Source organism: Rhizobium sp. BK008 (genome assembly GCF_014197345.1).
Classification (GTDB): domain Bacteria; phylum Pseudomonadota; class Alphaproteobacteria; order Rhizobiales; family Rhizobiaceae; genus Rhizobium; species Rhizobium anhuiense.
Genome location: NZ_JACIFK010000007.1, coordinates 140379 through 156332 on the forward strand (window position 1 = coordinate 140379; position 15954 = coordinate 156332).

16 protein-coding genes are annotated in these 15954 nt (G+C 61.1%); 4 read left to right on the plus strand and 12 right to left on the minus strand.

All coding sequences use genetic code 11. From position 1 onward, the window contains the following. Positions 1-45 precede the first annotated feature (45 nt). On the plus strand, positions 46-678 hold the full coding sequence (grpE, locus tag FHT69_RS24805; protein WP_047617212.1) for a nucleotide exchange factor GrpE: 633 nt from the start codon (positions 46-48) through the stop codon (positions 676-678). Between the two features lie 38 nt (positions 679-716). Here grpE and FHT69_RS24810 read toward each other — a convergent pair whose 3' ends face one another. Then, entirely contained in the window at positions 717-1661 is a 945-nt protein-coding gene (locus tag FHT69_RS24810; RefSeq protein ID WP_063474859.1) for a nucleoside hydrolase, read from the minus strand. Between the two features lie 278 nt (positions 1662-1939). Between FHT69_RS24810 and FHT69_RS24815 the strand changes: the two genes are divergently transcribed. Further along, positions 1940-2365, plus strand: coding sequence for an Hsp20 family protein (locus tag FHT69_RS24815; protein WP_047617210.1), 426 nt, complete (start codon positions 1940-1942; stop codon positions 2363-2365). Between the two features lie 47 nt (positions 2366-2412). Next, on the plus strand, positions 2413-2670 hold the full coding sequence (locus tag FHT69_RS24820) for a DUF1150 family protein (protein ID WP_008524631.1): 258 nt from the start codon (positions 2413-2415) through the stop codon (positions 2668-2670). A gap of 723 nt (positions 2671-3393) precedes the next feature. Here FHT69_RS24820 and FHT69_RS24825 read toward each other — a convergent pair. After that, entirely contained in the window at positions 3394-4317 is a 924-nt protein-coding gene (locus FHT69_RS24825) for a LysR family transcriptional regulator (RefSeq protein ID WP_063474776.1), read from the minus strand. 260 nt (positions 4318-4577) lie between these two features. Between FHT69_RS24825 and FHT69_RS24830 the strand changes: the two genes are divergently transcribed. Beyond that, on the plus strand, positions 4578-5396 hold the full coding sequence (locus FHT69_RS24830; protein ID WP_047617206.1) for an alpha/beta fold hydrolase: 819 nt from the start codon (positions 4578-4580) through the stop codon (positions 5394-5396). A 532-nt stretch (positions 5397-5928) separates the two neighbouring features. Here the strand turns inward: FHT69_RS24830 and FHT69_RS24835 are convergent. The 10 genes from FHT69_RS24835 to FHT69_RS24880 all read right to left on the minus strand — a co-directional run bounded on the left by FHT69_RS24835 (position 5929) and on the right by FHT69_RS24880 (position 15902). Then, the gene (locus tag FHT69_RS24835; RefSeq protein ID WP_047617202.1) at positions 5929-6630 is read right to left on the minus strand and encodes a tRNA (guanine(46)-N(7))-methyltransferase TrmB; all 702 of its coding nucleotides are present in this window, start codon (positions 6628-6630) and stop codon (positions 5929-5931) included. Between the two features lie 8 nt (positions 6631-6638). Next, positions 6639-7877: a methionine adenosyltransferase gene (metK, locus tag FHT69_RS24840; protein WP_018485328.1), complete on the minus strand. Its 1239-nt coding sequence runs from the start codon at positions 7875-7877 to the stop codon at positions 6639-6641. 178 nt (positions 7878-8055) lie between these two features. Continuing rightward, entirely contained in the window at positions 8056-8475 is a 420-nt protein-coding gene (locus FHT69_RS24845; RefSeq protein WP_028757650.1) for a helix-turn-helix domain-containing protein, read from the minus strand. Between the two features lie 150 nt (positions 8476-8625). Then, positions 8626-10230, minus strand: coding sequence for an apolipoprotein N-acyltransferase (gene lnt, locus FHT69_RS24850; protein WP_063474775.1), 1605 nt, complete (start codon positions 10228-10230; stop codon positions 8626-8628). Positions 10231-10464: 234 nt separating this feature from the next. Then, a complete protein-coding gene (locus FHT69_RS24855; RefSeq protein WP_047617198.1) occupies positions 10465-11610 on the minus strand; it encodes a hemolysin family protein in 1146 nt (381 codons plus the stop codon). Then, the gene (gene ybeY / locus FHT69_RS24860; protein ID WP_028757285.1) at positions 11607-12122 is read right to left on the minus strand and encodes an rRNA maturation RNase YbeY; all 516 of its coding nucleotides are present in this window, start codon (positions 12120-12122) and stop codon (positions 11607-11609) included. Before ybeY ends, FHT69_RS24855 begins: the two co-directional genes overlap by 4 nt. Next, positions 12122-13174: a PhoH family protein gene (locus FHT69_RS24865; RefSeq protein ID WP_028757284.1), complete on the minus strand. Its 1053-nt coding sequence runs from the start codon at positions 13172-13174 to the stop codon at positions 12122-12124. Before FHT69_RS24865 ends, ybeY begins: the two co-directional genes overlap by 1 nt. An 18-nt stretch (positions 13175-13192) precedes the next feature. After that, positions 13193-14599: a tRNA (N6-isopentenyl adenosine(37)-C2)-methylthiotransferase MiaB gene (miaB, locus tag FHT69_RS24870; RefSeq protein WP_063474774.1), complete on the minus strand. Its 1407-nt coding sequence runs from the start codon at positions 14597-14599 to the stop codon at positions 13193-13195. A 49-nt stretch (positions 14600-14648) separates the two neighbouring features. Next, entirely contained in the window at positions 14649-15446 is a 798-nt protein-coding gene (locus FHT69_RS24875) for a lysophospholipid acyltransferase family protein (RefSeq protein ID WP_047617195.1), read from the minus strand. 27 nt (positions 15447-15473) lie between these two features. Beyond that, positions 15474-15902 (minus strand): Fur family transcriptional regulator, encoded by a 429-nt coding sequence (locus FHT69_RS24880; protein ID WP_007633774.1) that lies wholly within the window; start codon positions 15900-15902, stop codon positions 15474-15476. Positions 15903-15954 lie beyond the last annotated feature (52 nt).

Genomic DNA, 15954 nt, shown 5'->3' on the forward strand with positions numbered 1-15954 from the left:
AACCTCGATATCGGGCGCATCTGAAGACACCAACCGGAGACCGTCATGACCGATGACACGACGAAAAACGGACCTGACGCAACTGCGGCCGATGCCGCAGCCGACGCTGCCGCCTACGTCGAGAACGATATTGCGCAGGAAGAGGCTGCCCAGCCGGACCCGCTCGAGCTTCTGAAAGCCGAAAACGGTGAGCTGCGCGACCGCTATCTGCGCCTTGCCGCCGAGATGGACAATCTGCGCCGGCGCACCGAGCGCGAAGTGAAGGACGCCAAGTCCTATTCCGTCGCGGGTTTTGCGCGCGACATGCTCGCCGTCTCGGACAATCTGCGCCGCGCGCTTGATGCCATCTCTCCGGAGACCAAGGCCGCGGCCGATGCCGGCCTCAGCACCCTGATCGAAGGTGTCGAGATGACCGAGCGCGCCATGCTGTCGGCTCTTGAGCGCCACGGCGTTCGCAAGCTGGAGCCGGTCGGCCAGAAGTTCGATCCGAATTTCCATCAGGCGATGTTCGAGGTGCCCAACCCCGACGTGCCGAACAATACGGTCGTCCAGGTCGTGCAGGCAGGCTTCACCATCGGCGAACGCGTGCTGCGCCCGGCCATGGTCGGCGTCGCCAAGGGCGGCCCCAAGCCGGCCGAAGCCGAAACCAATTCCGTCTTCGACGAGAAGGACGCTTAAGGACGTTTCCCTTCCGCTCAGGAAGGGAAACCAAAGCTTCAGATGCGGGCGAAACGTTCGATCAGCAGATCGAAGAAGCCGTCCGCATCGACATGGCGCATGACCTTGGCATTGCGCTTGCGCTCGGTCACATGCCACCAGTCGACGACGGTCATGCCGACGGTGAGTTCGGACCGGACCTCGATCTCGACATTGCAGTCCCGACCCCTGAAGAGCTCCGGCTTCAGCAGATAGGCGATCACGGTCGGGTCGTGCAGCGGCCCGCCGTCGGAGCCGTATTTCTCGATATCGAACCGCTCGAAGAATTCCAGCATCTCGACCATGGCCTTAACAGGCGCCGTGCCGATTTCGGCCATGCGCTTCACCCGGTCCTTGCGGGTCAGCAATTGGTGAGTGACGTCAAGCGGCATCATCACGATCGGCACGCCTGAGCGAAAGACGATATCGGCGGCCTCGGGATCGACATAGATGTTGAATTCGGCGGCCGGCGTGATGTTGCCGCCCTCGAAGAAGCCGCCGCCCATCATCACCAGTTCGCGGATGCGGGGAACGATGTCGGGCGCCTTCTGGAAGGCCAGGCCGATATTGGTGAGCGGCCCGAGCGTGCAGAGCGTCACCGTGCCTGTCGGCTCGCGGCGCAGCGTCTCGATGATGAAATCGACCGAATGGTCGGGCTGCAGCGCCATCGTCGGCTCGCTGAGGTCGGGCCCGTCGAGGCCGGTCTTGCCGTGCACATGTTCGGCCGTCACCAGATTGCGGGCGATCGGCGCGTCGGCGCCGGCGAAAACCTTTGTCTCCCGCCGGCCGCAGAGCTCGCAGACGATGCGCGCATTGCGGCTGGTGAAGGAAAGCGGCACGTTGCCGGCGACCGTCGTGATCCCCAGCACCTCCAGCTCCTCGGGACTGCCGAAGGCCAGCATGATGGCGGCCGCATCGTCCTGGCCGGGATCCGTGTCGATGATGATCTTTCTTGCGCTTGCCATTCCGATCGTTCCATCCTCGCGGGTGCGCTTTGCCTCGGCATGCACCGATTTGTTCATTTCCCGTCACAAATCAGCACAGTCCGTGCGGGCATGTTTTGATGCGAGGCAGCCGCCGCTTTGTCAAGCAAGCAGCCGGCGGCACCGCTTTAAAATTGTGAGGTGGCGCCGGCACGTCGCACCGTGCCTTGCAGCACTGGACTGCTCTCCCCATATTAGCGGCATCCGGACGCTGCGTTTAAGGTCCGGGATGGTCGCTTGCATCAAGGACTTGAAAAGAGATGAGCCGCATTACCCCTTTCGCCAGCCCGCTGCTTCTGGGCTTCGATGCCATGGAAAAGACGCTGGAGCGCATTTCCAAGGCGAGCGACGGATATCCGCCCTACAATATCGAGCGCATCGCCGCCGACAACGGCGCCCCGGAACGTCTGCGCATCACCCTTGCCGTCGCCGGTTTCAGCGAGGAGGAACTCGATGTCTCCATTGAGGAGAACCAGCTTCTGATCCGCGGCCGCCAAGTGGAACAGGGCGAACGGGACTATCTCTACCGCGGCATCGCCGCCCGCCAGTTCCAGCGCACCTTCGTTCTTGCCGACGGCATGCAGGTGCTCGGCGCCGGCCTGAAGAACGGTCTGCTCTCCGTCGATCTAATTCGTCCGGAACCCGCGCGCATGGTCAAGAAAATTAACATTTCGGTTTCACAGTAGCACAACGGTTTGTCGAACCGTTGGTCCCTTCTTCCGGAGGAACAGGAATGTTGATGAAAGAAGCCACGTCTCACTTGACCAAATCCGAGCTTGCCCACATCGGCAACGGCGAGGTCGCCTACATCAGAAAAATGCGCACCGAAGAGGTCGCCAAGTGCTTTCCCGAGGCGCCGGATATCGATCCGAACGTCGATCTCTGGGCACTCTTCGGCGCCGACGGCACGCCGATCCTCTTGACGGACAACCGCTCCAGCACCTTTTTCAAGGCTGCCGAGGACGAACTGAAGACGGTCAGCCTGCACTGACCGTCAGATGGTGTCCGTCGCGTTTCACCGCTCTTGCAGTGCGCGGTCGCTTATCCGATTTTGCTGCGGTCGGGGCTGATGTCACGATATATGCGCGTAGCCTGCTTTCGACGTTTTCCGTGCGATGATGTTGGAAGCTCCAGGATTCGGTATCAAATCCCACCAGACTGACAGGGTTATGGCAACTGTGCGCCAGTAGGAGAGATTGGCGTCGGGTTGGATTAGTGACCGCATTGGGGCCGTAAGCCGACTGGCAGCTTTTTGGCGCTCACACGCGATAACAGACATCCAGCGAGGAAAGATCAGCGCCATCCCTGACCGATGCGGACGCTTGATCACTATGAGCGTTTCTTCCGCTTTGCGGCCAAAAGCGGTGAGCAAGCGGTAACTATGCGACCAAACACCAACTGTTCGAGTAAGATCTTCAGCTTCGACGGATTTGGGTCTAGAGAGCATTTCCCCGACATCTGAGTTAGTATTGCGACTGAGGAACCGAATTCAGCCACAGGAGAGCTGGTGTGGACGTTGCCGCTTGGTTGCGAGGAATCGGTGTCACAGCCCTTGAATAGCGTCGACCTCTGATAGTGGTGAAGCCTGCCGTCCACTTTTGCCTCGCGCTCCTTGATCGGAAAAGTCGAGATGGGTCGATACCCGAAATTCGAGAATGCTGAACAAGATTCGGGAGCACGCCAACAAGCAGAAATCGCATGAGCTTGATCTCTGCTATGGAATTTCAGCATAGCGGATGATGCTCTGATTTTGGACGTTGGCGACTAATTCATCAGAGCGAGACAAAAATCGGCGGAGCAAAGGTGAGGAATTTGAATCGTTGTATCCTAAGGTGAGATCAATTGTCGGAGGCACACCCTCAAGTGCTCTAGCAACGACATTTGGCGTCAGCATATTTTGCGCATAAAGCGGAATAAGCGTTATTCCACCTGTAGACACGACGAGCGACATTGCTGACGGCAGGCCTTCGCCTTCGTACTCTGCCTTGAGGGTGATCCCAACGTTCGACGCGTAATCTTGGATCACGGATTGCAATACGGGAGAAATTCTAGCCGAACTGACGTAAGTTTCGCGGGCAAGGTCCTGCGGCCGGATCTTTTTGCGCGACGTCAAGCGATGGTCCGCCGGCAGTACGGCGATCAGTGGCTCCTTGGCTAAAAACTTGAAGGACACACCAACACTCTGCGTCTCGGGGCGAAGGAACGCGACGTCCAGCTTGCCTCGCATCAGTGCCAGAGCAAGGTCCGGGGAAGACTGACTGGACAATATGATTTCAACCTCCGGCGCTTCCTCACGAATAATGCGCAATGCATGGGGTAGCCACACGACCTCTTGCCCTGCGAGAAAACCGATAGTGAACGACTGCTTTTCTGGCCGTTCTGCCCGCCGGGCCCCTTCCGCAGCCGCCTCGACTTGCAATAACGCCAGCCGCGCGTGATCAAGAAACACTTTACCGGCGGCGGTGAGCGTCACGCCGCGCGACTGCCGTTCCAGCAGCTTTACACCGACTTCGGTTTCCAGATCGCGAATTTGCCTGCTGAGTGAGGGCTGGGACGTGTGAAGCCGCCGCTCTGCTGCGGTCAGTAAGCTTCCCTCCTCCGCAACAGCAACAAAATAGCGCAAATGCCTCAGCTCCATCGGATCCTCGCTATACCTTTAAGGCATAGCTCGAACGTACAAGGTATTTGTCTTCGATAGAAGGGGGATTTAATTAACGTCGCAATTTCGGGATACAATCGAACGCGCCTCACCGGAGTATTTCGCCTGCGCTTCGAAAAGAAAGATGAGGCATGCGTGGCAATATTGCGTTGATTATTGCAGTGGCGCGTGGATGGATGGCTCTAATTGATTATTTTGACCTTCAAAGGAATGTTTAACAGCGCAGAGGGAGAGACTCGATGCCTACAATCACTACCACGGACGGCGTAAACATCTTCTACAAGGACTGGGGCTCAGGCCAGCCGATCGTTTTCAGCCACGGCTGGCCGCTGTCGGCGGACGATTGGGACGCCCAGATGACCTTCTTCCTTCGCCAGGGCTACCGGGTGATCGCCCACGACCGGCGCGGCCACGGCCGATCCGACCAGCCCGGCACCGGCAACGACATGGACCACTGGGTTGCCGACCTCGCGGCCCTGACCGAGCACCTCAACCTGCGCGACGCGATCCACATCGGCCACTCCACAGGTGGCGGTGAGGTGGCTCGCTATGTCGCTCGCCACCCGGAGCGCGTCTCGAAGGCGGTACTGGTCGCTTCCCTGACGCCGAACATGTACCGGAGCGAGGAAAACCCGTCCGGTCAGCCGCCGGAGTGGTTCGATGCGATCCGAGCGGGCGTGCTGGGCAACCGGTCGCAGTTCTTCCGGTTCGTCCCTGAGAACCCGTTCTACGGTTACAACCTCGACGGGGCCGAGCCTTCGGAGGCGATCATTGCGAACTGGTGGCGCCAGGGCATGGCCGGTGGTGCCCTGGCTCACTACGCGACTGTCGACTCTTGGCTGGAAGATTATACCGAAGACCTCAAGAAGATCACCGTGCCGGTGCTGGTGATGCATGGCGAGGCCGATCAAGTCGTCCCCTTCGCAAGTTCCGTGCCGCGTGCGGTCGACCTGCTCAAGAACGGGTCGCTGAAGACCTACCCGGGCTACCCCCATGGCATGCTGACCACACATGCAGATGTCCTCAACCCCGACCTGCTCTCGTTCATCAGGTCTTGACGACATCGACCGGACCGCGGCCTTCATCCAACGTCGGCCGGACGATCTGTCACCCGGCAGTGCCGGGTGACACCTGTTGGTGCTGGTACGTGGAGCGTCCCCGGAGGGTGCTTCCGACAGTGGCAATTTGCTTGGCGCGTAGTGAAAGATGCAACTTGTCGCGCTTAAATTTTTCGTTGCGGTGGCCGATTACTCCACCGGCCGAAATGGCTCGGCGTCTCGGCTTCGACATCTGGGAATTAAGAGCGGGGGGATGTCCGTCGATTTAATGTCGGAAGTACCACCGGCTTCCGAAGTGCTCATTATAGGCGCTCAGCTCGATGGCAGCTTTTGGAACACTGACCATAGTGTCTGAACGGCTGAAATGAGGCGCAAAGCGGTCATGAATGCAGAGAGCGCCAACGGCAGCTGAGAGCCATCAGCAGTCATTGGTGCCACTTGTGACGTGACGGAATACCAGAAAGTTCCAGCAGCCCCGGGCAATCCTTCGCGCCGCCGAACATTGCGTCTGTCCGCCGACTTTCCTTGAGCCTCAGATCTTCCTGAACGTCAGATAGGCCGAAGAGCGGCCCTCGCGCCGGGCCTTGGTCTCGTAGCGCGTGCTCGGCCAGCCCGCATAGGGGGTGAGCCAATCCGCTGCATTCTCGGCCACCCAGTCGAAGCCGCCATGGTCGCGGCATTTGAGCAGCGTCCAGTTCACATAGGTGTCGATGTCGGAGGCGAAGCAGAACAGGCCGCCGGGCTTCAGCACGCGATGAAAGCGGTCGAGATTGGTCTTCGAGACGAAGCGCCGCTTCCAGTGCTTCCGCTTCGGCCAGGGATCGGGATAGAGCAGATCGATCTGATCGAGCGAGGCGTCCGGCAGCCAGTCGAGCAGCTGTGTCGCGTCGTCATTATAAACGCGGATATTGGACGTGCCGGTCTCGCCGATGCGCGACAGCAGCTTCTGCATGGAATTGACGAAGGGCTCGACGCCGATGAAGCCGGTCGACGGCGTCTCCAGGGCGCGGTGGATCAGATGTTCGCCGCCGCCGAAACCGATTTCCAGCCGCAAGCGCTCGACCGGAACCGGGAAGAGGGACGTCAGCGGCGCCGGGGGCGCCGCCGAGAGATCGATCAGGAATGCCGGCAGCAGGCTGTTCAGCGTCTCGGCCTGCTGTTCGCGCAGAGCCTTGCCTTTGCGGCGACCGAAAAAGGCTTCGGTCGCCCGGCCGCGACGTTCCATATCCGTCATGCTTTATCTCAGGCCTTTACGCTTTCCTTGAGCGCCTTCACGAGGTCGGTGCGCTCCCAGGAGAACGAGCCGTCGCGGCCGGCCTTGCGGCCGAAATGGCCGTAAGCGGAGGTCTTGGCGTAGATCGGCTTGTTGAGGTCGAGATGGCGGCGGATACCGGTCGGCGAAAGGTCCATGTTCTTGCGGATCGCTGCCTCGATCTGATCCTCGGTAACCTTGCCGGTGCCGTGCAGGTCGACATAGATCGACAGCGGCTGGGCGACGCCGATCGCGTAGGAGATCTGGATCGTGCAGCGGTCGGCAAGGCCGGCGGCGACGACGTTCTTGGCAAGGTAACGGGCGGCATAGGCGGCCGAACGGTCGACCTTCGTCGTGTCCTTGCCGGAGAATGCGCCGCCGCCATGCGGAGCGGCACCGCCGTAGGTGTCGACGATGATCTTGCGGCCGGTGAGGCCCGCATCGCCGTCCGGTCCGCCGATGACGAACTTGCCGGTCGGATTGATGTACCACTTGCAATCGTCAGCGATCTTCAGCTCGCCCAGCGCTTCGCGGATATAGGGCTCGACGACGGCGCGAACCTTGTTCGAATCCCAGCTCTCGTCAAGATGCTGGGTCGACAGCACGATCGAGGTTGCTTCCGACGGCTTGCCGTCGACGTAGCGCACGGTCACCTGGCTCTTGGCGTCGGGGCCGAGCTTGGCGACTTCGCCGTCGCCCTTCTTGCGGGCGACTGCCAGCAGCTGCAGGATCTTGTGGGAATAATAGATCGGGGCCGGCATCAGGTCCGGCGTTTCGCGGCAGGCGTAACCGAACATGATGCCCTGGTCGCCGGCGCCCTCGTCGCCCTGCTGGTCGGCGGCGCTGTCGACGCCCTGCGCGATGTCGGCCGACTGCGAATGCAGCAGCACGTCGATCTTGGCCTTCTTCCAATGGAAGCCGTCCTGCTCGTAGCCGATATCCTTGATGGCGCGGCGCGCGGCGGCCTTGAACTTCGACGGGTTGATGACGTCCTTGCCGTCCTTGTCCTTCTTCATCAGGCTCGGCGGCAGGCGGACTTCGCCGGCGATGACGACGCGGTTGGTCGTCGCCAGCGTTTCGCAGGCAATGCGCACGCCCCACGGATTGACGCCGGTCTTGGCCGCTTCGCGGTAGACCAGATCGACGATCTCGTCGGAGATGCGGTCACAGACTTTGTCCGGATGACCCTCGGCAACAGATTCGCTGGTAAAGAGATAATTCGCGCGCATTTCGGGATTCCCCTCAAAGAATAAAAGCCAGCTAGTAGGTACTCAGTTCGAGGCTTGATGACAAGCGCAGAAGGACATAAATATATCTTTATATCTGCGGCAAAGTGACAAATTTTGCCCCAAAAACGCAGAAAAGGCGGCCTTTCGACCGCCTTTCGAATTCCACGCCTGATGTGGTTCAGTCGGCGTCGGCTTCAGCCGCAAGCGCCTTCACCAGCTCCACGACCTTGCGGCGAACCTTGGGATCGGAAATCTTGACGAAGGCGCGGTTGAGCTGCAGGCCTTCCGAGGAAGACAGGAAATCGACGACGTAATTCGAGCTGGAGGCCTCGGCCATGCCGCCCATGGAGCCGGTATGTTCGCCGGGCGCGTCCTCGAAGAAAAAGGAAACCGGAACATTGAGAATGTTCGAGATGTTCTGCAGGCGGCTTGCGCCGACGCGGTTGGTTCCCTTCTCGTATTTCTGGATCTGCTGGAATGTAATGCCGAGACTTTCGCCCAGTTTCTCCTGGCTCATGCCAAGCATCGTTCGGCGGAGACGAATACGGCTGCCAACGTGGATGTCGATGGGATTTGGCTTCTTCTTGTTTTCAATCATGGTCGTGCCCTAGCTAAGAATTTCAACTGTTTCTAACCGGCATGCCCCTGATCCATCCCAAAACGCCACGTTGCAGGCGGTAAGAACCCACCTTCAAACATACGCTAAGAACGCCGATTGTCATCACTATGCAATTTTAGGGGTTTTTGGTCAATTCAACCCGGAAATAAAACCTCTACGAGAAATTAGCGCAATCAAAATGAGCAGCGACTCGGTCAACCAGAAGTATGTTTGCCGGGGGATTGGCGTTCCGTCCCCTTCGCCGAGCCTATCAAGAGTTGCATCGATAAAGCCGGTTTGCTCGAGATCGAGACCGGCGATAATTTCCCCATGTGCGTTCACCAGCGCCGAAATGCCGCTATTGGCATCACGAATCAACGGCAGGCCGGTTTCGACAGCCCGGACCCGCGCCTGCTGGAAATGCTGATAGGGTCCGGGTGTCGCGCCGAACCAGGCATCATTGGTGATATTGAGGATCGCATTGGCGTCTTTGATGTCGCCGGTCATTTCATCGGGGAAAATAATCTCGTAGCAGATCAGCGGATAGAGATTGAGCCCGCCGGGCAGCGCCAGCAGGTGCCGGCTTGCCGCGGCCGAAAATCCTCCCGGTATCTCGACGACATTCTGGATGCCGAATTCGGTGAGCACGTCCTCGAACGGCAGATATTCGCCGAAGGGCACCAGATGCACCTTGTCGGAGGCGGCGATGATCTGGCCGCGGCCGTCGATCACGTAGATGGAATTATAGTAGCGCGCAGGCGTGCCCGGTCCCATCTCCTCGGCGCGGACGGCGCCGGCGATCAGGATCTGGTTGTCGTCGAGCGTATCGGCGATCCGCGTCAGCGCATCCTGATTGTCTGTCAGGATGAAGGGGATCGAGGTTTCCGGCCAGACGATGATGTCGGGCTTGCGTCCGCCATTCCTCGGCGCTTCGGCCGACAGCTTCAGATGCGTCTCGAAGATCGCATTGCGGTCGGCGTCGTTGTCCATCTTCGCCGCCTGATCGATATCAGGCTGCACCAGCCGCACCACCGGCCGCTTGTCCTCGGGCAAGGCTTCCGGCCGCGGCGCGAGATGGAGGGCATAGGCCCCGTAACCGAGATGGGCGGCAAACAGCGCCACGGCGAGCGCGATGCCGCCGCGTGCATCTTGGCGTGTCCCGGCAAGCGCCGGGGCGGAAAAGATGAAGACGGCAAGCGCCGTCACCCCCATCGCCCCGATCACATGCGCCGACTGCATCATCAGCGGAACGGGCATCATGCCGTAGCCGATGGCGTTCCAGGGAAAGCCGGTGAGGATCACGCTTCGCAGCCATTCCATCAGCCCGAAGCCGGCCGCCAGCGCGGCGATCCGCCCCATGCCATCCGACCAGAAGATGCGGGCAAGGGCGGTCGCCAGCCCGTAGAAGATCGCCAGACAGGCCGGCAGCCCGAGGATGGCTAAGGGCAGCGCCCAGGCGAATTCCTCCTGATCGACCAGCAGCGCATGGCCGAGCCACCACAGGCCCGCGACGAAATAGCCGAAGCCGAACAGCCAGCCGGTTGCAAATGCCGGCCACAGCCTGCCGACCAAGCCGCTTTCAGGCGAAGCCGCCACCCCGTCGATCAGCCAGACGAGCAGCGCGAAGGAGATGAACATTGCCGCGAAAAAGCCGATGGGCGGCAGCGCCAGAACCGCAAATGCTCCGGCGGCGATGGCCAGCAGCGACCGTTTGAAACCCCAGACGAGGATAACCCTGTCCGCAAGCCGCTCCATGCGCACTCCCATCAAACCGCGAATCAACCCGTTCGCAGTCTTTCAAAAAAGCGGCTCTTTGTCCTGTTAATGGATGTTAATGCATGTCGCCCGGAGATGTGCGGCGGTGCCGGGACAACGACAGGCACAAAAACCAACAACTGAAGGGCATCGCATCAATCAAATGGAATGCGACGCTCCAACCTTCACGCATCGTGCTTTCCGAAAATCGATTCCAATTTTCGGGCCGAAGCGCTAGTTGGCAGCCGATTCCGCCGGCCGGTCGTCGCCGGTCTCGGAGCCGGGAGTGGAGTCGCCATCCGCCTTGGCGCGGCGGCGCATCGCATGGCGCTTGCGGGTGATACGCAGCCGCTTGATGCGGCGCGGATCGGCGTCGAGAATATGGAATTCGAAGCCGGGCAATGCCTGGACGACCTCGCCGCGCACCGGGATGCGGCCGAGCGCCGAGAAGATCAGCCCGCCCAGCGTATCGACCTCGTCGACCTGCTCGCTGATGTCGAAATCCGGCCCGATCGCTTCGGCGATCTCTTCCAGTTCGACACGAGCATCGGCGATGAAGACGTCTTCGGCGACGCGCTTGAACATCACCTCTTCGTCGTCATGTTCGTCGTCGATGTCGCCGACCACCATTTCGACGATGTCCTCGTGCGAGGCGAGCCCGTCGGTGCCGCCATATTCGTCGATGACCAGCGCCATCTGGGTGCGGTTCACCTGCATGCGGCGCAACAGGTCGGACGCCAGCATCGACGGCGGCACGAACAGGATCTTGCGGATGATGCCGGCCTCGGCCAGCGTCTTCTGCAGGTCGACGCGGGCGAGATCGAAATTTGGCTTGGCCGAACGCGTGGGCTTCTGGATGTTCTCAGGCGCAACCTCGATCGCCGGTACGCCAGCGGCCGGTTTCGCCGGGCCGCGGCGCTTGTTGCGCGCCTGCTTGGCGACATAGGAGAGCAGGTCGCGGATATGCACCATGCCGCGCGGATCGTCGAGCGTATCGGCATAGACGGGCATGCGCGAGCGGCCGGATTCCTCGAACAGGATCATCAATTCGCCGATGGTGATGTTCTGGTCGACCGCCTCGATATCGGCGCGCGGCACCATCACGTCGGCGACGCGCACCTCGCGGAAGCGCAGGATATTGTGCAGCATCGCCCGTTCGTCGGGCGAAAAGGCGTCGTCGCCGGCCGCATCGGTCATCAGCGCGTCGGCGAGATCCTCGCGCAGTCGCGAGCCCTGCTGCGGGCGAAGGATGCGCGCGGCGCGCGACCAGAAGGATTGGGATCGGCCGGATGGCCGACTACTACTGCCCGCCTCGTCCGAAGAGGAGGATGGCTCGGAGTCCTTGGCGTCTGCCGCCGGCTTCGTCGTAAAGTCGCTCATGGTTCCATTTTAAGGTCTTGACCCTCGTAGGGATCAGATAGGCCGAGCTGCGCCAAAATGCGAGTCTCCAGCCCCTCCATAATTTCGGCTTCAGCACTATTCATATGGTCGTAGCCGAGAAGATGCAAGAAACCGTGCACCAGAAGATGGGTCAGGTGGTCGTCGAAACTCTTTTCGAGCTCGTGGGCTTCCCGCTCCACCGTCTCCCGGGCGATGATGATGTCGCCGAGCATCGGACCGGGCATTTTGCCGGGCTGCACCGGAAAGGCCGGAAACGACAGCACATTGGTCGCCTTGTCCTTGCCGCGCCATTCGGCGTTGATGTCCTGGATCGAGGCATCGTCGGTAAAGACGAGCGAAACCTCGGGCGGCATCTTGGGGAAGGGCTGCTTCTCGCTGTCGCGGAGATAGATTGCCGCGGCGCTGAGCACGCGTTCGCAAAACGACAGCAGCGTCTCCTCGCCGGGCCAGCCGATATCCTCGACGCTGATCTGGATGTCGAGTTCGGCCATCAGTCCTGCCGGCTGACGTCTTCGGCTTCGACGGCATAGGTGGAATCATAGGCCCTGACGATGCGCCCGACCAGCGGATGGCGCACGACATCGGTATCCTTGAAGCGCACGATCGAGATGCCCTCGACGCCGTTCAGAAGCTGCAGCGCCTCGACGAGGCCGGATTTGACACCGCGCGGCAGGTCGATCTGGCTCGGGTCGCCGGTGACGATCATGCGCGCATTTTCGCCGAGACGCGTCAGGAACATCTTCATCTGCATCGATGTCGTGTTCTGCGCTTCGTCGAGGATGATGGCGGCGTTGGCCAGCGTCCGGCCGCGCATGAAAGCGAGCGGCGCGATTTCGATGACGCCGGCGGTGATCGCCCGATCGACCTTGTCGGCCGGGATCATGTCATAGAGCGCATCATAGAGCGGGCGAAGATAGGGATCGACCTTTTCTTTCATGTCGCCGGGCAGGAAGCCGAGGCGCTCGCCGGCTTCGACCGCCGGACGCGACAGGATGATCTTTTCGACCGCCCCGCGCTCCAGGAGCTGGGCGGCATGGGCGACGGCGAGATAGGTCTTGCCGGTGCCGGCCGGGCCGACGCCGAAGACCAGCTCGGCACGCTCCAGCGCCCTGATATAGGCGTCCTGGGTCGGGGTGCGGGCGATGATCGTTTTCTTGCGGGTGGAAACCTGTGCCATCGTCAGCTTTGCCTTGCGCTCCATTGTGGGCAGGCTGAGCTGATCGTCGGCGGCGACCGCCATGCGGATTGCGCCCTCGACATCGGATCTTTCCACGCTGCCGCCTTTCTGAAGCTTTTCATAGAGATAGTCGAGCGTGCGCCGCGCCTGGTTGGTGGTCACGATATCGCCTGTGATGACGACCGAATTGCCCCGCGCCCGCGCATCGATATTGAGCCGTTCCTCGAGCAGCTTGAGGTTCTGGTCGAATTGACCGAAGAGCTCGCTAGCGAAGCGGTTGTTCTCGAACGTCAGGACGAAGTGATTGGTATCGCTCGGCGTGCGGGGGTGGCGCGGTGAAGAAGAAACCAATTCTTGTCCGTTCAAGCGGTCGGGCTCCTTGGGTTAAACCGCAGCCTCTGCGCGTTCGGCAAACAGGCTGTTCGTTCCGGTTCCGGTGATTCGCACTTTAATAATGTCACCGATTTGCGATGCTTTTGCATCAACATTCACGGATTGAAGCCAGGGAGAACGTCCGATCAGTTGTTCCGGCATGCGACCGGGCTTTTCGAGCAACAGGTCGATCTCTTTGCCGATGCAGGATTCGGCAAATTCCTGCTGCTGCTTCAGGAGAAGCGTTTGCAGGCGTTCCAGCCGTTCTGCCTTGATCTCTTCCGGCACCTGGTCCTTCAGTTCCGCGCCGGGAGTGCCCGGCCGTGTCGAGTATTTGAACGAGAAGGCCTGTGCATAACGAACCTCCTCCACAAGCCTGAGTGTATCCTCAAAATCCTTGTCTGTCTCCCCCGGAAAGCCGGTGATGAAATCGCCAGACAGGGCGATGTCGGGCCGCACCGTGCGGATGCGCTCGATCAGCGTCAGATATTCGGCCGCCGTGTGGCGTCGGTTCATCGCTTTCAAGATACGGTCCGACCCCGATTGCACCGGCAGGTGCAGATAGGGCATCAGCGCTCTCAAGTCGCGATGGGCGTCGATCAGCCGGTCGTCCATGTCGCGTGGATGGCTGGTGGTATAGCGCAGCCGCGCCAGGCCGGGGATCTCGGCAAGGCGGTAGAGCAGGTCGCCGAGGCTCCACGCCTCGCCACCCGGCCCGGCGCCGTGCCAGGCATTGACGTTCTGCCCGAGCAGGGTGATCTCGCGCACCCCGCCCTCGACGAGCTTTTCAGCTTCCTCGACGATCTGGGAAACCGGCCGCGACACTTCCGAGCCGCGCGTATAGGGCACGACGCAGAACGTGCAGAACTTGTCGCAGCCCTCTTGCACCGTCAGGAAAGCGGTGACGCCGCGGGCGCGGATTTTTCGGCTCTCTGCGATCGGCAGATGCTCGAACTTGTCCTCGATCGCATATTCCGTATCGACGACGCGTTGACCCTGCTTGGCCCGGCGCAGCGCCTCCGGCAGGCGGTGATAGGTCTGCGGGCCGATGACGACGTCGACGGCAGGCGCCCGGCGCAGGATCTCCTCGCCTTCGGCCTGGGCGACGCAGCCGGCAACGCCGATCATCATCTCCCGGCCATCCGCCGCCTTCTTCTTTTTCATCTCGCGCAGCCGCCCGAGCGCCGAATAGACCTTCTCGGCCGCCTTCTCTCTGATGTGACAGGTGTTGAGCAGAACGAGGTCCGCCTCTTCCATGTCTTCGGTCGGCTCATAGCCGTCACGGGCGAGCGCATCGCTCATGCGCGTCGAATCGTAGACGTTCATCTGGCAGCCATAGGTCTTGATGAAGACCTTGCGGCTGTTGCTGCCGTCGGGGATTGCCTCCGGGGCCTGGAGAAGGGCGCTGTCCTGTGTCATGGCGCGCTATTTAGTGGTTTTTGCCGCCCGAGAAAATCGAAATCTTGTTTCAGGAGATTTCCCTCCCGCGCAGGCGGCTGTTCAGGAGGTTGCGGATGCGCAAGGCGATCGTCGCGCTCACCTCCTTGCGATTGGTCTCGGTGCGGTAATCCACCGCCTCGCCGAAGGAAACCTCGGCGTCGATGGCGCCGCATCGGACGATATCGAGGAGATGCGGCAGGAGTTCGATATCACCCGGCCAGGCGGCGAGCGGCCTGTGATAGCGGCCCATGGCGATACCGTGCACGCGGGTATAGGCAACCGCCACCGGCTGCACCACGACGGTTCCCGTTGGCGAATAGGGCACGGCCATCGCGGCGGCGCCGAACAGCGAAGACTTGACCTCCAGCAGCCGGTTGCCGTCCGAGGTCGTGCCCTCGGGGAAGAGCACGACGATCTCGCCGTCGGCCATGCGCCCGGCGATCTCGTTTGCCTGGTGACCGGTCTTGCGCCTCTCCTCGCGCACGACGAAGACGCTCTTCTGCAGCTTGGCGAGCGTGCCGAAGATCGGCCAGTCGCGCACCTCGATCTTGGCGATGAAGGCGACGTCGGCAACGGCCGACATCACCATGATATCCATCCAGGACGAATGGTTGGAACAGAGCATCAGCGGCCGGCGGTCTTCCAGCCTGCCGGTCACGCGGACGCGGATGCCGAGGCAATAGCAGACGATGCGGTGCCAGATGCGCGGGAGCCTGCGGCGCAGCCGCCAGTCGAAATAGAGCGCCAGCAGCTGCAGCGGCATCAGCACGATGCTGGCCGCGAGAATGACGACAGCGGCCAAGGCGATGCGCAGCCAGGCGATCAAATGCTGGTCTCCCGGGCTGCCATTGCTTCAGAGGTCTTCCTTCTTCAACGGAACGCCGTAGAGCTCCAGACGATGGTCGACCAGCCGGAACCCATGCTCGCGGGCAATACGCTCCTGCAGCGCCTCGATCTCGGGCGAACGGAATTCGATCACCGTGCCGGTCTTCAGGTCGATCAGGTGGTCGTGATGTTCTTCCGGCACCGTTTCGTAGCGCGAGCGCCCGTCGCGGAAATCGTGGCGGGCGATGATGCCCGCGTCCTCGAACAGTTTCACGGTGCGGTAGACGGTCGAGATCGAGATCTTCGCATCGACCTTCACCGAGCGGCGGTAGAGTTCTTCGACGTCGGGATGGTCTTCCGAGTCTTCCAGGATGCGCGCGATCACGCGGCGCTGCTCGGTCATGCGCATGCCGCGTTCGGTGCAAAGCTCCTCAAGGGTCTTGGCTACATCAGACATGGCCCGCCTTTAAAGAAATTCGTGTTTCGACAACGCCGCACGGCGTTCGCGC